The sequence below is a fragment of the Achromobacter sp. B7 genome (assembly GCF_003600685.1).
GTDB classification, from domain to species: domain Bacteria; phylum Pseudomonadota; class Gammaproteobacteria; order Burkholderiales; family Burkholderiaceae_B; genus Achromobacter; species Achromobacter spanius_B.
In genome coordinates this window covers 2,190,842-2,211,395 of the sequence record NZ_CP032084.1, presented here as the reverse complement: position 1 = coordinate 2,211,395, position 20,554 = coordinate 2,190,842, and the positions used below count along the sequence as shown (strand labels likewise).

The 20,554-nt window shown below is 66.0% G+C and carries 15 protein-coding genes; 3 read left to right on the top strand and 12 right to left on the bottom strand.

Going from position 1 to position 20,554, the window contains the following annotated elements; genetic code table 11:
- Window positions 1-129: 129 nt before the first annotated feature.
- The gene (locus DVB37_RS09965; protein ID WP_120154903.1) at window positions 130-2,145 is read left to right on the top strand and encodes a PEP/pyruvate-binding domain-containing protein; all 2,016 of its coding nucleotides are present in this window, start codon (window positions 130-132) and stop codon (window positions 2,143-2,145) included.
- Window positions 2,146-2,268: 123 nt separating this feature from the next.
- Here the strand turns inward: DVB37_RS09965 and lpdA are convergent, their stop codons facing one another.
- From lpdA to cadR, 9 genes are all read right to left on the bottom strand, one after another.
- Window positions 2,269-3,672 carry a dihydrolipoyl dehydrogenase gene (gene lpdA / locus DVB37_RS09960; RefSeq protein ID WP_120154901.1) on the bottom strand — a complete coding sequence of 468 codons (1,404 nt, stop codon included), beginning with the start codon at window positions 3,670-3,672 and terminating at the stop codon, window positions 2,269-2,271.
- A gap of 2 nt (window positions 3,673-3,674) precedes the next feature.
- A complete protein-coding gene (locus tag DVB37_RS09955; protein ID WP_120154899.1) occupies window positions 3,675-5,150 on the bottom strand; it encodes a dihydrolipoamide acetyltransferase family protein in 1,476 nt (491 codons plus the stop codon).
- 1 nt (window position 5,151) lies between these two features.
- Window positions 5,152-6,195, bottom strand: a complete 1,044-nt coding sequence (locus DVB37_RS09950; protein ID WP_046804595.1) for an alpha-ketoacid dehydrogenase subunit beta — start codon at window positions 6,193-6,195, stop codon at window positions 5,152-5,154.
- A 2-nt stretch (window positions 6,196-6,197) separates the two neighbouring features.
- Entirely contained in the window at window positions 6,198-7,430 is a 1,233-nt protein-coding gene (locus DVB37_RS09945) for a 3-methyl-2-oxobutanoate dehydrogenase (2-methylpropanoyl-transferring) subunit alpha (RefSeq protein WP_046804594.1), read from the bottom strand.
- Window positions 7,431-7,634: 204 nt separating this feature from the next.
- Entirely contained in the window at window positions 7,635-10,025 is a 2,391-nt protein-coding gene (locus DVB37_RS09940) for a TonB-dependent siderophore receptor (protein WP_120154896.1), read from the bottom strand.
- 71 nt (window positions 10,026-10,096) lie between these two features.
- The gene (locus tag DVB37_RS09935) at window positions 10,097-11,065 is read right to left on the bottom strand and encodes a FecR family protein (protein ID WP_120154894.1); all 969 of its coding nucleotides are present in this window, start codon (window positions 11,063-11,065) and stop codon (window positions 10,097-10,099) included.
- Entirely contained in the window at window positions 11,062-11,574 is a 513-nt protein-coding gene (locus DVB37_RS09930; protein ID WP_104144916.1) for a sigma-70 family RNA polymerase sigma factor, read from the bottom strand. The genes DVB37_RS09935 and DVB37_RS09930 overlap by 4 nt, the downstream gene beginning before the upstream one ends.
- A 96-nt stretch (window positions 11,575-11,670) precedes the next feature.
- Window positions 11,671-12,267 (bottom strand): nitroreductase, encoded by a 597-nt coding sequence (locus tag DVB37_RS09925; RefSeq protein WP_104144915.1) that lies wholly within the window; start codon window positions 12,265-12,267, stop codon window positions 11,671-11,673.
- Window positions 12,268-12,391: 124 nt separating this feature from the next.
- On the bottom strand, window positions 12,392-12,826 hold the full coding sequence (gene cadR, locus DVB37_RS09920; protein WP_046804592.1) for a Cd(II)/Pb(II)-responsive transcriptional regulator: 435 nt from the start codon (window positions 12,824-12,826) through the stop codon (window positions 12,392-12,394).
- A 99-nt stretch (window positions 12,827-12,925) separates the two neighbouring features.
- On the opposite strand from cadR, the gene DVB37_RS09915 reads away from it, so the two are divergent.
- The gene (locus tag DVB37_RS09915; protein WP_120157437.1) at window positions 12,926-15,397 is read left to right on the top strand and encodes a heavy metal translocating P-type ATPase; all 2,472 of its coding nucleotides are present in this window, start codon (window positions 12,926-12,928) and stop codon (window positions 15,395-15,397) included.
- A gap of 63 nt (window positions 15,398-15,460) precedes the next feature.
- Here DVB37_RS09915 and speG read toward each other — a convergent pair whose 3' ends face one another.
- A complete protein-coding gene (speG, locus tag DVB37_RS09910) occupies window positions 15,461-16,045 on the bottom strand; it encodes a spermidine N1-acetyltransferase (RefSeq protein ID WP_006218930.1) in 585 nt (194 codons plus the stop codon).
- Between the two features lie 319 nt (window positions 16,046-16,364).
- On the opposite strand from speG, the gene DVB37_RS09905 reads away from it, so the two are divergent.
- Window positions 16,365-17,858: a M81 family metallopeptidase gene (locus DVB37_RS09905; RefSeq protein WP_120154892.1), complete on the top strand. Its 1,494-nt coding sequence runs from the start codon at window positions 16,365-16,367 to the stop codon at window positions 17,856-17,858.
- 41 nt (window positions 17,859-17,899) lie between these two features.
- Here the strand turns inward: DVB37_RS09905 and DVB37_RS09900 are convergent, their stop codons facing one another.
- Both DVB37_RS09900 and DVB37_RS09895 read right to left on the bottom strand, forming a co-directional pair.
- Window positions 17,900-18,604, bottom strand: a complete 705-nt coding sequence (locus tag DVB37_RS09900) for a riboflavin synthase subunit alpha (RefSeq protein ID WP_120154890.1) — start codon at window positions 18,602-18,604, stop codon at window positions 17,900-17,902.
- 112 nt (window positions 18,605-18,716) lie between these two features.
- Window positions 18,717-20,150, bottom strand: a complete 1,434-nt coding sequence (locus tag DVB37_RS09895) for an aldehyde dehydrogenase family protein (protein ID WP_046804645.1) — start codon at window positions 20,148-20,150, stop codon at window positions 18,717-18,719.
- Between the last annotated feature and the right edge of the window lie 404 nt (window positions 20,151-20,554).

Here is a 20,554-nt window from a genome sequence, read left to right as displayed (position 1 = left end):
ATTCACCCCCCCCCCGGCTCACACGCTTGGCCACACCTGGAAACATCCCACTACGGGCCGGCGTGGCCGCTCCGATATGATCGCAACCTCTTGCGATCCGCCTCCTTTTTTGATGCGCCCTGCTCCTTGATGCGCCCCACTGCCGCCTTACGTCGTCCTGGCCCGCCGCGCCGGCCGAAACTGCTTGTGCTTGCCTTGGCCGGGCTGCTGGCCGCCGGCTGGGGGCTGGCTGCCCAGGCGCAGACGGCGCGCAAGCCGTCGCCCTACGAAAACCAGCGCCCGTTGCGCCCGGATGAACGCGAAGCCAGGCTGGCGGAAAGCGCCAAGCGTGGCGGGCCAGGGCTTCTGGGCCAGATCCGCACAGAGGCCGAATTCCGGCAGTTGGCGCGCGTCTACAACGCCGGGACGCCGCTGGAGATTCCCCATGTGTTGTTCGTGATTGATCGACAGCGCGGCGACCGCATCTACTACCTGGACACGCCGCGCTACACCTTGCACGAGAACTTTGCGCGTGAACGCCAGCTGCTGCCCGGCATGGACAAGGCCACGTTGATTGCGCAGTACAAGGACCCCGACCGGCGCCTGCTGTTCGGCACGCTGAGCTGGCAGCGGGACCTGCCGGGCTACACCTATGAATTTTGGGAAGGCGACCGGGTCACGCCCACGCTGCTGCGCCTGACCCAGGACAAGTTGCACAGCACCTTTTACGAGCCGGTGCGCTTCAAGGCGAATTCCACGATGCATGAGCAGACGGCGCAATCGGCCGGACTGGCTTTCGTGACGCAAGAGGCGCTGCTGCGCGAGCAGACCTTTCTGCCGCTCAATACCGGCCGCGCACAGGGGCGTCTGCGTATTGTGAAGTCGGTGGAGGATACGCCCGACCTGGCGCCGACCGACATCGTGGTGCTGGACGAAGTGCCGGTTGCGCTGCCGCCTGTCGCCGGGCTGGTCACGCAACGCCCGTCCACCTTGTTGTCGCACGTGAATCTGCTGGCCAAGGGGTGGCGCATTCCCAATGCGTATGTGCGCGATGCCGTGGCCGTGCTGCGCGAGCATGATGGCCAATGGGTGCAACTGACGGTGAACAGCAACGGCTATCACGTCGAGCGCATTGCGCGTCCGGACGCGGGCTCGTTGCCCCCGCCGCGCGCCGCCGTGGCGCTGCCCAAGCCCGACCTGTCGGTGCGCGCCATCAAGCCGCTGACCGGCATGGCCACGCGCGACAGCCGGCATTGCGGCGTCAAGGCCGCAAACCTGGGCGCGCTGAAAGCCGCCCTGCCGCCGCTGGCCAGCGTGCCGGACGGCTTTTGCATACCCTTCGCGCAGTACGCCGGGTTCATGGATCGACTGGGCGTGCCCGAACGCATCGCGGCGCTGGAACAGCGGCCCGACTTTATCGGCGACGCCAATGTGCGCCGCGCCGAACTGGCCGCGTTGCGCCAGGACATCGTCAACGCCCCGCCCGACGCCGCGCTTGCCGACGCCTGGCGGGAACGCTGGAGAACGCAGTTGAAGGGGCGCGGCGTCTTCGTGCGTAGTTCGTCCAATTCCGAGGATTTGCCGGGGTTCAGCGGCGCGGGCCTGTACACCACGGTGCCGAACGTGACGCAGCCGGATGCCTTGGCGAAAGCGGTGCAGACGGTATGGGCGTCGGTCTACAACTTCGAGGCGTACGAAGCGCGGCGCGCGGCCGGCATCGGCCAGGGTGGCGTGGTGATGGCGGTGCTGGTGCAGTCGGCGGCGGCCTCGGACAGTTCCGGCGTGATGATCACGCGCGACCCCTTCGATGCCTCGCGCCGCTACGTGACGTACATCTCGGCCAAGCGCGGCCTGGGCATCAAGGTGGTGGAAGGCAAGCGCCAGGCTGAACAGCTGATGTATTCGACGTGGTCCAAGGCGGTGCAGGTGCTGAGCCGGTCGGCCGAGGACACGCAGTTGGTCGCGGACGCGGCAGGCGGCGTGCGCGAGGTGCCCATCGAAGGGTCAAGGCAGGTGTTGAACGATGCGCTGGTCGCGCGGCTGGCGGCCGTGGGCAACCAGATCAAGCTGCGCTTGGGCAACGTGGACCAGGACATCGAATGGGCCGTGCAAGGCGACAACATCATCGTGCTGCAAGCCCGGCCGTATATCGACGGCGGCCGTTGAATTGATTACGGCGGGCAGCAGCCGGTAAAAAAATGACGCCCGGCAACGGCCGTTAAGGACGACTACGGCCGGCAGCGGCGTTTGCCCCTACCGGCCGTGCATCTATCCGCGCACCAGGCCACGTCAGATGTGCAGCGCGTGGCCCAGCGCTTTCAACGCGGCTTCCTGAACGGCTTCGCCCAGCGTCGGATGCGCGTGGATGGTGCCCGCCACGTCTTCCAGCGTGGCGCCCATTTCCAGCGACTGGCCGAACGCCGTCGACAATTCCGACACGCCGCGCCCCACCGCTTGCCAGCCCACAATCAGATGGTTGTCGCGCCGTGCCACCACGCGGACAAAGCCGTCGGTGGACTCCAGCGTCATGGCGCGGCCATTGGCGGCAAACGGGAAGGACGCGGCCAGGCAGTCCAGCCCCGCGGCCTGGGCATCATCGGGCGACAAGCCCGCCACCACGACTTCCGGGTCGGTGAAGCACACGGCGGGAATGGAGGCCGGCTGAAAGTGGCGGCGCTTGCCCGCCACCAGTTCCGCCACCATCTCGCCCTGCGCCATCGCGCGGTGCGCCAGCATCGGTTCACCGGCGATATCGCCAATGGCCCAGACGTCGCGCATCGACGTGCGGCATTGGTCGTCGATACGCAGCGCATTGCCCTTGCGGTCCAGTTGCAGGCTTTCCAGGCCCCAACCCTGCGTGCGCGGCCGGCGGCCCACGGCGATCAGCACGCGGTCGGCCGGCAATAGGGTTTCGGCGCCTGACGCATCCTGGATGCGCACCGCATCGCCCGCGCCGTTCAGGCCCAGCACCTTGCGGCTCAGATGCAGCGACACACCCATCTTGGTCAGCGCGGCGGCGACGGGCTTGGTCAGTTCGGCGTCGTAGGTGGGCAGGATGCGGTCCTGCGCTTCCACCACGGCAACTTGCGCGCCCAGTTTGCGGTACACGGTGCCCAGTTCCAGGCCGATATAGCCGCCGCCCACCACCACCAACTGCTTGGGGATGGACGTGGGCGACAAGGCCTCGGTGGACGACACCACCATGCCGCCAAACGGCATCGACACCAGCGGCGTGGGTTCGGACCCGGCCGCCAGCAGCAGGTGTTCGCACTGGATGCGCAAGGTGCCGCCGTCGGCGGTGGCCACTTCGGCCGTCTTGCCGTCCAGCAGGCTGGCCCAGCCCTGCACCACCTGCACGCCGTTTTTCTTCAGCAGCGCGCCCACGCCGCCCGTCAGCTTGCCCACGATGCCGTCCTTCCAGGACACCGTGCGCGTAATGTCGATGGCGGGCTGGGATACCGAGATACCCAGGGCAGACTCGCCTGCGTAGTGACGTGCCTTGTCGAATTCCTCGGCCGCGTGGATCAGCGCCTTGGACGGGATGCAGCCGATGTTCAGGCAGGTGCCGCCCAGCTGCGCGCCTTCGACCAGGATGGTCGGCACGCCCAGCTGGCCGGCGCGGATGGCGGCCACGTACCCGCCGGGGCCGCCGCCGATCACCAGCAAGGTCGTTGTCTTTGTGATCTGGCTCATGCTTACTCCACGAAAAGCAGCGCGGGTTGTTCCAGCAGCGCGCGCACCGCCTGGATGAAGCGCGCCGCGTCCATGCCGTCCACCACGCGGTGGTCGAACGACGACGACAGGTTCATCAGCTTGCGCGCCACCACGGCGCCATTGCGGAAGGCGGGCCGTTCAACGATCCGGTTCACGCCGACGATGCCGACCTCGGGGTGGTTGATGACCGGCGTCGTGACGATGCCGCCCAAGGGCCCCAGGCTGGTGATGGTGATGGTGGACCCGGTCAGCTCGTCGCGCCCGGCCGTGCCGCTGCGCACCGCTTGCGCCAGGCGTCCGATCTCGGCGGCCATGGACCACAGGTCGCGCGCTTCGGCGTGTCGCATCACGGGCACCATCAGGCCGCCATCGCTTTGCGTCGCGATGCCGATATGCACGGCGCCGTAACGCGTCACCACGCCACCTTCGTCGTCATAGCGCGCATTGATCTGCGGAAAATCACGCAACGCCACGACCATGGCGCGCGCCAACAACGGCAGCAAGGTCAGCTTGCCGCGCGACTCGCCCCATTTTTGGTTGAGCTGCACGCGCAGGTCTTCCAGTTCGGTCACGTCGATTTCCTCGACGTAGCTGAAGTGCGGAATGCGGCGCTTGGACTCGGCCATCTTCTGCGCGATCTTGCGGCGCAAACCGATGACGGGCACCACGTCCTGGTCATGGCGTTCCACATACGCCGACCCGCCGCGCACCGCGTTGCCTGTGCCTTGCGATTGCAGATAGGCGTCCAGGTCTTCGTGCATGACGCGGCCGGCCGGGCCGCTGCCGGCAACAAAGCGCAGTTCGATACCCAAGTCCCAGGCGCGCTTGCGCACGGCGGGCGAGGCCAAGGGTTTATCGCCCGGCTGGCGCGGCACGGCGGGCGCGGTGGACGCCGCGGATGCGGACCGCGCGGCGTGTTGCCCGGGTTGATGCCCCGCTTGTCGAGAAGATTGCGCACTGGCTTGTTGATTGCCTTTGGGCTGGGCCGGTGCAGCAGCCGAGGCAGACGCCGGCGCCATGGACGCGGCGATCTGGCCCGCGATGCCGCCCGCTTTCGCGCCAGCAGCCCCCCCGGCATTCCCGCCAGCTTCAGCTTGCGTGGACGTGGACGTGGACGCCGACGCGTCGCCGCCTGCCGGCTTGGCCGCTGCCGATGCGCCCTGCCCCGGCGCGCCCTGCCCCGGCGCGCCCGAGCCCGGTCGCACATTGCCCTCGCCTTCCACTTCCAGGCGAATCAATTCCCCGCCCACGGCCATCACCTGGCCCACGTCACCACCCAGCGCGAGCACTGTGCCGACGACCGGCGACGGGATTTCCACCGTGGCCTTGTCGGTCATCACATCGGCCAGCGGCTGGTCTTCGGCAACCGTGTCGCCCACCTTGACGTGCCAGCCCACCAGTTCGACCTCGGCAATGCCTTCGCCGATGTCGGGCATCTTGATGATATGAATGCCCATGTCACACCTCCATCGCGCGTTTGAACGCTTCGCCAACCCGCCGCGGGCCGGGGAAGTACGCCCATTCCTGCGCATGCGGATAGGGAGTATCCCAACCGGTCACGCGCTCGACGGGCGCCTCCAGGTGATGGAAGCAATGCTCTTGGACCAGCGCAATCAATTCCGCGCCATACCCGCAGGTGCGCGTGGCTTCGTGCACCACGACGCAGCGGCCGGTCTTCTTCACGGAATTGACGATGGTCTCCAGATCCAGCGGCCACAGGCTGCGCAGGTCGATGACCTCGGCGTCGATGCCGGTTTCTTCGGCGGCGGTCAGAGACACATAGACCGTGGTGCCGTAGGTCAGCACCGTCAGCGCGTTGCCGGGGCGCACGATGGCGGCGGTGTCCAGCGGCACGGTGTAGTAACCGGTGGGCACCACGCTGCCCGGGCGGCCGGTCCACGGCGTCACGGGGCGATCATGGTGGCCGTCGAAGGGGCCGTTATACAGCCGCTTGGGTTCCAGGAAGATCACCGGGTCATCGTTCTCGATGGACGCAATCAACAGGCCCTTGGCGTCATAGGGGTTGGACGGCATTACCGTGCGCAGCCCGCAGACCTGCGTGAACATGGCTTCGGGGCTTTGGCTGTGGGTCTGGCCGCCGTAGATGCCGCCGCCGCAGGGCATGCGGATCGTCATCGGGGCGATGAATTCGCCCACCGAGCGATAGCGCAGGCGCGCGGCCTCGGACACGATCTGGTCGGAGGCGGGGTAGAAATAATCCGCGAACTGGATTTCGCAAACGGGCCGCAAGCCGTAGGCGCCCATGCCGACGGCGACGCCGACGATGCCGCCTTCGGAAATGGGCGTGTCGAACACGCGCGAGCTGCCGTACTTGGTTTGCAGGCCTTCGGTGCACCGGAACACGCCACCGAAATAGCCGACGTCCTGTCCGAACACCACCACGTTGTTGTCACGCTCCAGCATCACATCCATGGCCGAGCGCAAAGCCTGGATCATGGTCATCGGCGCCGAGGCCGGACCAGCGTTGTTATCGATTGCCATGGTCAGACTCCGAGCTGCTGGCGCTGCCGGCGCAGATGCTCCGGCATGTCCTTGTAGACGTCTTCAAAGATGCTGGCGGCGCTGGGGACGTGGCCGTCCACCAGGGTGCCGTAGCTTTCCGCTTCCTTTTGGGCCGCAACGATCTCGGCGTCGAGCTCGGCGCGCACGGCGTCGTGTTCTGCGTCGGACCAGATGCCAAGCCCGATCAGGTGCTTCTTGAAGCGTTCGATCGGGTCGCCCAGCGGAAAGTGCGCCCAGTCATCGCCAGGCCGGTATTTGGAAGGGTCGTCGGAAGTCGAGTGCGGGCCGGCGCGGTAGGTCACCCATTCGATCAGGGTTGGGCCCAAGTTGCGGCGGGCGCGTTCGGCGGCCCAGCGCGAGGCGGAATACACCGCCAGGAAATCGTTGCCGTCCACGCGCAGCGACGCAATGCCGCAGCCCACCCCGCGCCCGGCGAAGGTGGCGCCTTCGCCGCCGGCAATCGCCTGGAACGTCGAAATGGCCCACTGGTTGTTCACCACGTTCAGGATGACCGGCGCGCGATACACGTGCGCGAAGGTCAGCGCGGTGTGGAAGTCGGCTTCGGCGGTGGCGCCGTCGCCGATCCAGGCCGAGGCGATGCGGGTGTCGCCCTTGATGGCCGACGCCATCGCCCAGCCCACCGCCTGGATGAACTGCGTGGCCAGGTTGCCGGAAATCGTGAAAAAGCCGTTGGGTCGGTCGGAATACATGACCGGCAGCTGGCGACCCTTGAGCGGGTCGCGCTCGTTGGACATCAGCTGGCACATCATCGTCACCAGCGACACATCGCGCGACAGCAGGATGCTTTGCTGGCGATAGGTGGGAAAACACATGTCGCCCTGTTCCAGGGCCAGCGCGTGAGCGGAGCCGATGGCTTCCTCGCCCAGGCTTTGCATGTAGAACGAAATCTTCTTCTTGCGCTGGGCCGTCAGCATGCGCCCGTCGAAGATACGCGTCTTCAGCATGGCCCGCATGCCGGCGCGCATCAGATCGTTGCTGATCTCGGGCGCCCATGGCCCGACCGCGCGGCCGTCGTCGTCGATCACTCGCACCAGGCTGTACGCCAGCGCGCCGGTATCGACCGGGGCAACATCAATGGGGGGTTTGGGCACCTCGCCGGGCGGCGATAGATGCAGATAGGAAAAGTCGGTCTTGCAACCCGGACGCCCTGTAGGCTCGGGGACGTGCAACTTCAACGGCCCATACTGGCTCATATATTGTCTCCACGCTTGATCGTGTCACGCGTTTTCTTCCTACCAAGGCATTGCCAAGGGCGTGTGACCCCAAGCGCAGCCATCGTCGGCACGCGCATAGGGATAAATATGCGTGGCCGTCGACGAGATTAGCACAGGGGACAGGGTCGTTGAGCGGGCCTGAGCGGCATGCCGGCCCGCGTTGCGCTAGGGGTTTTCCACGGTTTACCAGCGATAGCTCAGGGTGGCATACAGCGTGCGCGGCTCACCATAACGGCACCCTGTCGTGCCGGCGCACGCCAGGTACCCGCGGTTGAAAAGGTTGCGCGCGTTCACCGTCAACGACAACCCTGACATGGACGGATCCAGGGCGCCGAAGTCGTAAGCCGTCATCGCGTCGACCAGGAATTGCCCCGGCACGTTGGCGGGATAGCCGGGCAGGTTCGTCGAACTGGCGTAGCGCACGCCCGCGCCGACGGTCAGACCGGTCACGCCGATGGCGCTCAGGTTGTAATCGGCCCAGACCGAAGCGCTGTGCAGCGGCACCAGCGCGATACGCTGATCCACCAGCGAGGGCACGGTGCTGCGCGTGGTGCGCGCATCGGTGTAAGCGTAGCTGGCGGTGAGGTTCATGGCGCCCAGGCGCGCCTTGGCCTCCAGTTCCAGGCCGCGTGATCGGGCCCGCCCGCTTTGCACGGAATACGTGGCGTCGGTCGGATCGCTGGTCAGCGCATTCGTCTGCGTCAGGTCGTAGACGGCGGCGCTGTAAAGCATGTTGCCGCCCGGCGGTTCATAGCGCAGGCCCAGTTCGAATTGCGTGCCTTTGGTGGGCTTGAAGGCGTTGCCCGCCCGGTCCACACCCACGGTGGGCGCGAACGACTGGCTGGCGCTTGCGTATGGCGCCAAGCCGTTGTCGGCCACATAGACCAAGCCGACGCGACCCGTCGTGGCGGTATCTCGCAAGCGCGTGGTGGCGCCGGTGGTGTAGCTCTTTTGGTCGGTATTGGCCCAATCCTGGCGGCCGCCCAGCACCAGCACCCATTTGTCCTGGATCTTGATCTGGTCTTGCAAGTACAGGCCCAGCGAATCGCCGCGCGTATTGATCCCGTAATCGGCAGCGGTGTTGATGATGGGAACCGCGCCGTAGACGGGGTTGTATATGTTCGCCAACGGGGCCACCGTTCCCGCATGACGGTGCGAATCGTAGCCGCTGCGGTAGTAGTCCAGGCCAGCCAGGACCGTGTGTTGGAGGGCTCCTCCGTCCAGCTTCAGTTCCAGCGACGTATCGGTCGCAACGCCGTAAGAATGTTCGTCGCGGCTGACGACGCCGCGGCGCAAGGTCTGGCCGTTGGCCTGCAACGCGCCAAAACTCAGGTAGTCCCACTTGCCGTCCGCCGTGAAGTAGCGGGCGCTTTGACGCAGTTTTACGCGATCGTTGAAGGCGTGTTCGAACAGATAGCCGACCGTGTAGGTGTCGGTGTCGTAGCGGTCGAAATCGGGCTCGCCGATGAACAGGTCGCGCGGCACCTGGCCGTTCAAGGTATTGGCCGCGGGCATCGGCGCGGCAAAGCGCGTGCGGATGCGCTGATAGCTGGCCAGCAGGGTCAGCGAGGTGGCCGCCGAAGGCTGCCATGTCAGCGCGGGCGCCAGATACGTGCGATCGTCGGGCACATGATCCACCCAGTTGTCGGCATTGCGGGCAAGGCCGGTCAAACGGTAGGTCCATGCACCGTCTTCAGACAGCTCGCCGGCGAAGTCGCCCGACACCTGGCGGCGGCCGTAGCTGCCGGCCTCTACGTTCAGTTCGCGCAGCGTGTCGGCCGTTGGCCGCTTGCTGACCGTGTTGACCACGCCACCCGGGCTCAACTGCCCATACAGCACGGACGATGCGCCGCGCAGCACTTCAACACGTTCAAGCCCATAGGGCTCTTGACCGCCATCGTAGACGCTGGATTGCAGCTTCAGGCCGTCGCGCAGCTGCCCCGAGTTGCCGGCCGCCACGTTGAAGCCGCGCAGCATCAGGTCGTCCACCATGCGGCTGAACGCGGGCGATTGCGCCGACACGCCCGGCGTGTAGCCCAAGGCGTCCGCCACCGAAGCCGCCTTGATGATGCGGATCTGGTCGCTGGTAACGACCGACACCGATTGCGGTGTTTCGATCAGCGCGGTATCGGTCTTGGTGCCGGACATGGCGCGCTGCGCCACGTAGCCGTCAACGTGACCGGTGGGAGACTCCAGCGACCCGGTGACCCGCACGGGCTCAAGCACCGTGGTGCCTTCGACTACGCGGCGGGCACTCAGGGTGCCGTTGGCCGTTACGGCCAACTCCAACCCGCTGCCGGCTAGCACACGCCGCACGGCGTCTTCCGCCGTGAAATCGCCCACGATAGCCGGCGCATTGCGGCCGGCTACCAAGACAGGGTCGACGGACACCGCGCGGCCGCTCTGGCGCGCGATGCGGGTCAGCGTGTCGCCCAGCGCGGCCGCCGGCAAATCAAAATGCAGGACGGCCCGGGCCGACGCGGCGGCCGGCGTCGTCTGGGCATACGCCGTGGGAAGGGTCAGGGCAATGAACAGCGCGGCGGCCAGCGGCCGCAGCGGGGGACGATGAAACATGGATTCTCCTGCAACAGTGTGGTGTTTCAGGAGGGATGTCCCACGACGGGGGCAAAAGTGTTCATTTATTTTCAGGACGCGCGAGGCACCACGTCGATACCGACGAACCAGCCGCCCAGCGAACTGACACTGATGGGCAAGGTCTGCCGCAACGATTCCAGCGAGCGGTCGGTGTCGTCCAACGGAAACGCGCCCAGTACCCGCAGCCGCGCGGCCGCCGGCGTTATCCGGATGATGCCGCGTCGGTACGGCCGCAGCGCATCGACCACTTCGCCCAAGGACCGGTCATGAACGACCAGCATGCCTGCGTGCCACGCGGCGGCGTCCCGCAGGGCGTGGTCCGGGGAGCCCAGGCCACGCGAATCAAAGCGCAGGCCCTGCCCCGCTTGCAGGATCCTGCGCTGGCCCGCCGCGCGCACCTCGACGCTGTGTTCGACCACGCTGGCGACGCATGCCTCAGCCTCGCGCGCCACGCTGAAGACGGTGCCCAGCGCCTGCACTTCGCCATCGCGGGTGGCAACGATGAAGGGGCGCGCCGCATCTGGCGCCACCCGCGCATAGACCGCGCCCGCCGCCAAGCGCACCAGACGCACGCCCGCGCTGAAATCCACGTCCACGGCCGACCGCGCGTTCAACGTCAGCTCACTGCCGTCCGGCAAGGTATAGGTACGGCGTTCGCGGGTGCCCGTGCGTAAGTCGGCGGTCAGCGTGCGCAGGGGAATCTGGCGGTCAACCAGCGCCGCCATACCGCCCGCGGCCAGCGCCACGGCCAACGCATTACGCAACGCCCGGCGCCGGCCCGGCGCGGTAAGCAAGGCCGCGCCGGCAGCTTGCCGCTGCTCAACGTCGGCCAGCGTGGCAAAGGGGTCTTTGACGGCGGCGTTGACAGTTTCCCAGGCCGCCTCGTGCCGGGGATCGGACGTCTTCCATTGTTCGAAACGCGCCCGGTCGGCGCGCGGCACGCTACCGGAGGACAGCAGCACCATCCAGTCCACGGCCGATTGCAGGTCGGCGGGCAACTGCTGCATGGGGGACGTCATGCAGACAGACGCACCGTCACGCACAGCGTGATGGCCTGCTTCATATAGCGGCGCACCGTCATCACCGACGTGCCGATGCGCGCTGCGATCTCGCTATAGCTCAGTTCATCAAGCTGGCTGTACAGGAAGGCCTGGCGCGCCTTGGGCGGCAGGCGTTGCAATGCGCGGTCGATGTGCATCAACGCGTCGATCACCTGGGCGCGGGATTCTTCGCTGGGTGCGCTGGCTTGCGGCATGGCGCTCAGGCTATCCAGATACGCGCGTTCCAGTTCGCGGCGACGCCAAAAACTGAACAGCGTGCGCTGGGCCAGCGTGGTCAGGAAGGCGCGAGGTTCGCGGATGGTGTCGGTATGCCGGCCAGCCAACACTCGCACGAAAGTATCGTGCGCCAGATCGGCGGCATCATGGCGGCATCCCAGCCTGCGCCGAAGCCACTCTTGCAGCCAGGAGTGATGCGCTTGATACAACTCGGTAGGAGAATGCTCCGAGGGCCGCGCGGTGGAGGACATGGAAAAACGCCAGGCAATAAATAACAATAAGAATTATTGTTATTTATTGCCTGGCGCGCAAGCGCCCCGTGGGGCGCCTGGCCAAACAACCCGCCCTTAGACGGGCCCGGTCCACTCCGAGACGAACTCGCGGAAGTCCGGGCGGTTGGCCGGCGGCACGGCGCAACCCGGCGTGCCGATGGCCAGGTAACCCAGGAAGCGGTAGTCCAGCGAATCCAGCCCCAGGGCGTTCTGCACGTCTTCAACGTAGGTGCCCACGCCGGTGCTCCAGAACGCGGCGTAGCCCAGCATGTGCGTGGCGTTCAGGATGTTCATCACCGCGCAGCCGGTGGCCAGCAATTGTTCGTGTTCGGGGATCTTGGTGTTGCCGTGGGCGATTTTCTGCGCCACGCCGATAAACAGCGGCACGCTGGCCATCCATTCGCGCACCGACTTTTCTTTCTCGGGCGTCATGCGCGGGTCGCCGCTGCGCTTGACGGCATCCAGCGCTACGTCCGCCAGCTTGCCGATGGCCTCGCCTTGAATCACGACAAAGCGCCACGGGCGCAACGCACCGTGATCGGGCGCCGACATGGCGGCTTGCAGGATCTGTTCCAGCTCGTCCGGCTTGGGAGCCGGCGCGCGTAGGAACTTGAAGGAACGGCGCGAGGTCAGCGCGTGCAGCGGGGTGGCGGTGGGGGTGGTGGCAGTCATTGAGTCGGGCGCTTTTGTAAAAAAGACAGATTCTCATATTAAGCGATGCCGTCCGGCCGATAGGGGTATCCCCTGACCGGCGGCAAGGGCATCGGCGTGAATGGGTGGCGGTCAGGCCGGGGATTCACCCGAGATGCGTATGCCGTTCCTGGCGCTCTTCCACCTGCATTTCGGACAAGCCGTGCAGGATGCCGCAATCGTCCGTATCCGGGCGCGCAGACAGGCAACGCTGGCGCAATTCGGTCAGTTGGGCTTTCAGTTGCAGAAGCTCGGCGATGCGTTCATCCACATGCGAGATGTGTTCGTCGAACAGCTCATTAATAGGGCCACAACCCTTCTGGTGGTTGTCGGCCAGGGACAGGATCGCGCGGATTTCGTCCTGCGTCATGTCCAGCGCCCGGCAATTGCGGATCAGGCGCAGACGTTCCAAATGGGCCTGGCCGTAACTGCGGTAATTGTTAAGCCCGCGGTCGGGCGCGGGCAGCAGGCCTTCTTTTTCGTAATAACGCACGGTTTCGACCGTAGTGCCGGCCGCCGTCGCCAATTCGCCGATTCGCATCACGCCTCCTGGAACGCATTCCGAGTGAAATTTTGGGCTTGACCCTATAGTAACTCCAAGGTGTGCAATGGCGTCATCCGTTTCAACAAGGCGCAGAAGATGGCTTTTCCTCCGACCAAATCGCACGATCACCGCGCTGGCGGGCAGGCCGACGCCTGCTGCAGCGGGCATGACCACGCCCACGGGGACCACGAGCACGACCACGCCACGCATGACCACGCCGCCCACGACCGCGGTCAGGGCGGCCATGACCATAGCCATGGCACGGGCGGGCACGATCACAGCCAGCGCCATAGCCATGGCTCGGACAAGCACGGGCACGATCACGATCACAGCCACGGCCATGAGCACAATCACGCCCCCGCCCCCACCGCCTGCTGCGGCCATGACCATGGCGGGCAAGCATTTACGGCGTCGGCCAGCGGCGCGGCGACGCTTACGGCCGGCCCCGGCCAGGCGCTGGCGCGGTTGCGCATCGGGCAGATGGACTGCCCCACCGAAGAAACCCTGATCCGCAAAAAGCTCGACGGCCTGGACGTCGTGCACGCGCTGGACTTCAACCTGATGCAACGGGTGCTGACGGTGGTGCACGCCGAGGGCGCGCTGGACCGGGTCATCGCGGCCATCAAGTCGCTGGACATGACGCCGGAACCCCTGGCGGACGGCGCCGCGGGCACCCCCGCCGCCGCCAGCCGCGTGAACTGGTGGCTGATCGGCGGGGCCGGCGTGCTGGCCGGGCTGTCCGAGTTTTCGCATTTCGCGGGCTGGCACTGGGGCGTCACGGCCGCGCTGGCCGTGGCAGCCATCCTGGCTTGCGGCGTCACCACTTACCGCAAGGGCTGGATCGCCGTGCGCAACGGCAACTTGAACATCAACGCGCTGATGAGCATCGCCGTGACCGGCGCGGTGCTGATCGGCCAGTGGCCCGAAGCCGCCATGGTGATGTTCCTGTTCAACGTGGCCGAGCTGATCGAAGCCCGTTCGCTGGACCGCGCCCGCAACGCCGTGCGCGGCCTGCTGGACCTGGCGCCCGAAACCGCCACCGTGCGTCAGGCCGATGGCGGCTGGCTTGAGGTGCCGGCAGCGCAACTGAGCGTGGGCGATGTGGTGCGCGTACGCCCCGGCGAACGCATTGCGGCCGACGGCATCATCGTCAGCGGCCGTTCCACCGTGGACCAATCGCCGATCACCGGTGAAAGCCTGCCCGTGGAAAAGGCGCAGGACGACCCCGTCTACGCAGCCACCGTGAACGCCGCGGGCTCGTTCGAATACCGCGTCACCGCCGCAGCCGGCAACACCACGCTGGCCCGCATCATCCATGCCGTCGAGCAAGCGCAAGGCGCTCGCGCCCCCACGCAACGCTTCATCGACCGCTTCTCGCGCATCTACACGCCCGCCGTGGTGGCGGTGGCGCTGCTGGTGGCAACCGTGCCCCCGCTGCTGTGGGGCCAACCTTGGTTTGACGCGATCTACCGCGCATTGGCGCTGCTGATCATTGCCTGCCCCTGCGCCTTGGTGATTTCGACGCCGGTCAGCATCGTCAGCGGCCTGACGGCGGCCTCGCGCCGGGGCATCCTGATCAAGGGTGGCGTGTATCTGGAAGAAGGCCGCAACCTGAAGTGGCTGGCGCTGGACAAGACCGGCACGCTGACCCACGGCAAACCGGTGCAGACCGACCTGCAAGACTGGGACGTGTCCGACGCCACCCGCCACCCCGCCACGTTGATCGCGGCCAGCCTGGCGGCGCGCTCGGACCACCCCGTGTCGCTGGCCGTGGCGAACGCGGCACGCGAGGCCGGCAAGACGCTGCTGGACGTGGACGCCTTCACCGCCCTGCCCGGCCGTGGCGTCAGCGCGCGGATCGATGGCGTGACCTTCCAATTGGGCAACCGCCGCCTGATGCGCGACGCGGGCGTGTCCAGCCCCAAGCTGGAAGCCCGCATGGACGAATTGGAACGCCAGGGCAAAAGCGCCATCGCATTGACCGACGGGCAGCGCGTGCTGGCGCTGGCCGCTGTGGCCGACACGGTCAAATCCAGCAGCGCCGAGGCCATCGCCGACCTGCACGCGCTGGGGGTGCGCACGCTGATGCTGACCGGCGACAACACGCCCACCGCGCAAGCCATCGCGCAGCAGGTGGGCATAGACGAAGCGCGGGGAGATCAGTTGCCGGAAGACAAGCTGACCGCCATCGAAAGCAAGCTGGCGGCCAACGAGGCAAGCGCCGGCAAGGTGGGCATGGTGGGCGACGGCATCAACGATGCCCCCGCACTGGCGCGCGCCGACATCGGTTTTGCGATGGGCGCGGCCGGCACGGGAACGGCAATTGAAACGGCGGACGTCGCCCTGATGGACGATGACCTGCGCAAGATCGGAACATTTTTGCGCCTGTCACGCGCCACCCACCGCGTGCTGATCCAGAACATCGTGCTGGCGCTGGGTATCAAGGTGGTGTTCCTGGCGCTGGCCATGACGGGCAACGCCACGCTGTGGATGGCCGTGTTCGCCGATGTGGGCGCCAGCCTGCTGGTGGTGGCCAACGGCCTGCGCCTGCTGCGCGCGGCGCAGTGATGCGGGCGCGGCAGTGATGCAGTGACGCAGTGATGCAGTGACGCGTTGGCGGGACGGGCTTGCTTAGCCCGTCTGCTCTTCCTGCGGCCAGTCGCGCAGCACCGGTGCATCGGGTGCACCGGGGCCGACGTCGCGCAGGTGTTCGTGTTGCAGCAGCGCCATACGGTAGGCGTCGCGATAGGCGCCGTTGGAAAAGAACTCTTCTTTCATCAGCCCTTCGATCTGGAAACCGCAGCGTTCGTAGACGTGCACGGCAGCGGTATTGTCCTTGTCGACCACCAGATAAACCTTGTGCATGTTCAGCACGCGAAACGCATAGCCCACGGCGATGCGAGTGGCCGCCTTGGCGTAACCCCGGCCCTGGTAGCTGGGCGCAATGATGATCTGGAATTCGGCACGGCGGTGGATGTAGTCGATTTCAACCAGTTCGACCAGGCCGGCGGGCTGCCCGGTATCGTGCTCGATGATGAAGCGCCGTTCGTTTTGATCGTGCAGGTGGCGGTCATAGAGTGCGACCAGTTCGTCATAGGCCTCGTAGGGCTCTTCGAACCAGTACCGCATGATGACGTCGTTGTTGTTGATCTTGTGCACAAAGTGCAGATCGCCGCGCTCTAGGGGGCGAATTTTGATATCGGATATGACCGACATAAGAACCTCCGAAAGTGTCGCCATTGTATTCCGATTCGCCTCGAAACGACCGTCTTATGGGAATTTCAGAAATTTCTTGAACGTTCATGCGGCTTTCCAGCCATTTTTGCCTGGAAAGCATTGCCATTGCTGCATTTGAATATCAAGACTTTCTAAAAACACCTTGCACGCCGGTCTGGCCCGGCGGCCAGCCCCCCCGGGCGGCGCGGCCCGGTTTTGCGCTATTGCCAAACCCTGGTACGTCTCCAATAATCGTCCCGTCGGCAACGGCTACGCCGCAAGACCACGACACACATTCAAAAATCCAAGAGGAAAAAACATGCACATCCTGGTGGCTGGATTCCAGCACGAGACCAATACCTTTGCGCCATCCAAGGCCGGGTATGACAACTTTGTCCGCGGCGAAGGCTTTCCCGCGATGGTGCGCGGCCAGGACATGCTGGCGCTGCGTTCGGTCAACATTCCCGCCGGCGGCTTCATCAACGCCATCCAGGCGGCCGGGCACACCGTGCATCCGGTGATCTGGGCCGGCGCCAGCCCATCCGCGCACGTGACGCGTGACGCCTTCGAACGCATCGCCGGCGAAATCCTGGACGCCGCGCGCGCCCGCCCCTACGACGCCGTCTACCTGGACCTGCACGGCGCGATGGTGACCGAACACCTGGACGACGGCGAAGGCGAACTGCTGGCGCGCCTGCGCCAGATTGTCGGCCCCGCCGTGCCCGTGGTCGCCAGCCTGGACCTGCACGCCAACGTCACCGCGCAGATGCTGCAACAGGCCGATGCGCTGGTCGCCTTTCGCACCTATCCGCACGTGGACATGGCCGACACGGGCGAACACGCGGCCCGCCTCTTGCTGGCGCGCATTGCGGCGGGCGACCACTGGACGATGCACGTGCGCCGCCTGCCCTTCCTGATCCCGATCAACGGCATGTGCACCATGCTGCAACCGTCCAAAGGCGTGTACGACGCGCTGGCGCACCTGGAGCAAACGGCGGGCGTCACATCGATATCGTTCGCGCCGGGTTTTCCGGCAGCGGACTTTCCGGAATGCGGCCCCGTTGTGTGGGCGTACGGCACCGACGCGGCGGCCGTGGAACACGTCACTGAAACGCTATACCGGCAGGTGCTTGAGCTGGAACCGCAATGGTCGCCCGACTTCCTGGAACCGGCCGATGCCGTGCGGCGCGCCCAGGATCTGGCCGCGGGCGCGTCTCGCCCCATCGTGATCGCGGATACGCAGGACAACCCCGGCGCGGGCGGCGACGCCAATACCACCGGCATGCTGCGCGCGCTGGTCGAGGCGGACGCGCAGAACGCCGCGCTGGGCCTGCTGTACGACCCGGACGCCGTGCGCGCCGCCACCGCCGCCGGCATCGGCCAGACCGTCACGTTAAGCCTGGGCGGGCAGTCCGGCGTTGCGGGCGATTCCCCGTTTACGGGGGACTTTGTCGTGGAAACGCTGTCGCCCGGCAAGCTTCGTTTTGATGGCCCGATGATGCACGGCATGGACGTGGACCTGGGCGCCGTGGCGGGCTTGCGTATCGGCGGCGTGCGCGTGGTGGTCAGCGCCAGCAAGGCGCAGATGCTGGACCGCAACCTGTTCCGCGTGGGCGGTGTGCAGCCTGAGGAAATGGGGATATTGGTCGTGAAAAGCTCGGTGCACTTTCGCGCCGACTTCCAGCCGATTGCGCACGACGTGCTGGTGGCCAAGGCGCCCGGCCCGATGCAGGCCGACCCGGCCGACCTGCCTTGGACGCGCTTGCAACCGGGTATGCGCGTACGCCCCGAGGGACGGCCCTTCGGGCAATAACGCTGGGGGATAAACCGTCCGGGGTACGCGCCCCGGACGCGTTATTTCAGCTTGGCCCCCGGGCTGACAAAGTCTTCAAGTGTCAGCCCCTTTTCCTTCAGGATGGCTTCCAGCAGCGGTTGCAGCTTGCCCAGGCTTTCCTGCACCGTTTCGCGCACGGTATCGACCATGACCTGCGTGCTGCGCTCGATTTCAATGTTGACGAAGGCGCCCACCTGCTTGTCTTCGAACACCGTCATGCGGCGCGTTTCGGGAATCAGCCACACTTCAAACCAGCCTTCGGCGCGGTTCACGTCCGACACAGTCAGGCTGGCGCCGTTGATGGCGATATAGCCCTTGGCGAACACGTATTTGCGGAAAGCTTCGGGAATGCTGAAACGCATCAGGCGATTGGTGTCGGACGACTTCACCATGATGACTTCAGACGTGAAATCGACGTGCCCCGACAGCGGATGCCCGCCGATCTCGGCCCCGTCCTTGGCAGCGCGCTCGACGTTGGCGCGGTCGCCTTCGGCGTAGCTGCCCAGCGTGGTGATGGCCAGGCTTTGCAGCATCACGTCGAACGTGGCCTGGTTGTCGGACAGCAGTTCAGTGACGGTCAGGCAGACGCCGTCCGTCGATACGCTGGCGCCGATGGCCAGGTCTACACAGAAACCAGGGGGGAAATCCAGCGTGAAGGTGCGCAGGCCTTCGCGGTCCGCGATCTTTGCGATCGTCGCGGTGCCTTGAACAATACCGGTGAACATACTGATCCTGAATACGGGGCGGCGGGCCCCAGAAGCAAAACATCAACGTTAACCGATATTTTGCTCCGGACCGCCGCGCCGCATGCGGGTAACTGGCGTCACCCGCCAGCCATCAATGACGGATGGCGATGGTCTTGAGCGTGGTGAAGCCGTACAGCGCTTCAAAGCCCTTTTCGCGGCCATAGCCCGACTGGCGCGAGCCACCAAACGGCAGTTCCACGCCGCCGCCGGCGCCATAGTTATTGATGAAGACCTGGCCGGCGCGCAGTTGGCGGGCCAGACGCATCTGGCGGGCCCCGTCGCGCGTCCACACGCCCGCCACCAGGCCGTACAGCGTGCCATTGGCGATTTCCAGCGCTTCTTGCTCGGTGTCGAACACCATGGCGGCCAGCACCGGGCCAAACACTTCTTCCTGCGCCAGGCGGCTGTTGGGCGGCACGTCGCGGAACAGCACGGGCGGCTGGTAGTAGCCCGACTCGGGCGCACCGTCCTGAAGCTGGCCGCGCGCGGCAACCTTCAAGCCTTCCGCTTGCGCTTCGGCCAGAAAACCGCGCACGCGATCGTGCTGGCGGCCGCTGATCAGCGGACCCACGTCCAGGTCCTTTGCGGCCGGGCCGGTAACGGTTGCGGCGAAGGCGTCCGACAGGCGCTTGAGCACCGTTTCGTACACGCCACGCTGAATCAATACGCGGCTGCCCGCCGAGCACGTCTGGCCGGCGTTCTGGATGATGGCTGCCAGCAGCACCGGCATGGCGGCGTCCAGGTCGGCGTCATCGAACACGATCTGGGGCGACTTGCCGCCCAGTTCCAGCGTCACCGGCACGTGGTTATCGGCGGCGGCATGGGCCACCATCTTGCCGGTCTGCGGCGAACCCGTGAACGAGATATGGTCGATGCCGGGATGCGCCGACAGCGCCGCGCCCGCTTCATGGCCGTAGCCGGTGACGATGTTCAGCGCGCCCGCGGGCAGGCCGACTTCAGCGGCAATCTCGGCCAGCTTCAGCAGCGACAGGCACGCGTCTTCAGCGGGCTTGACCACGCAGGCGTTGCCGGCGGCCAGCGCCGCGCCAACGCTGCGGCCAAAGATCTGTAGCGGGTAGTTCCAGGGCACGATGTGGCCCGTCACGCCATGCGCTTCGCGCACGGTCAGCACGGTGAAGCCCGGGGTGTAGGGAATGGTCTCGCCATGCAGCTTGTCGACGGCGCCGGCATAGAACTCGAAATAACGCGCCACCGCGGCGGCGTCGGCGCGCGCCTGCTTGATGGGCTTGCCGGTATCGGCGGATTCCAGTTGAGCCAGCTCTTCCTGGCGGTCCAGCAGGGCAAACGCAATCTTCATCAGCAGGCGGCTGCGCACGGCGGGCGCCATCTGGCCCCACTCGCCCTCAAACGCCTGGCGCGCGGCCTGCACGGCGCGGTCTACGTCCGCCTCGCCGGATCGGGCAATCGCCTCGAAGGGCTTGCCATCGGACGGGTTCACGACGGCAATGGTTTCACCGGTGGCAGAGGCCACCCATTGATTGGCGATAAAGTTCTTCTGAGTCACGGTGTGCGGAGTAAAGTAGCGGCCGAACGGCCAGTTGCGGAAAAGGCGCCGACGCGCGCGCAACGTTCCCGGCACGATAAAAAGTGCAAGGTAGCGGTAGGTGTGCGGCAGCCCATATTGGCGGTGGTCGTGTTGTCTCGGATGCGGCCAGGCGGTCATTCCGGGTTTGCCGGTTCTTGCCGATGGCCGGGCGCCACGGGAAAGCCCGGGTCGCCGTCCGCGCGTCAGCGGCGCGGGCGATGTCGTTTGTGGCAAATTACGGGAGGCCGGCATAACTTGTCAATTGAATTGACAGCTTTCTATCCAAGGCTCGGAATTTTTGACTGAGGATTCGGGTAATCCCTTATCTATCAGACGGTTACTGATCTGTATCTACCCTGGAATTTTTCCCGGATACCGCGATG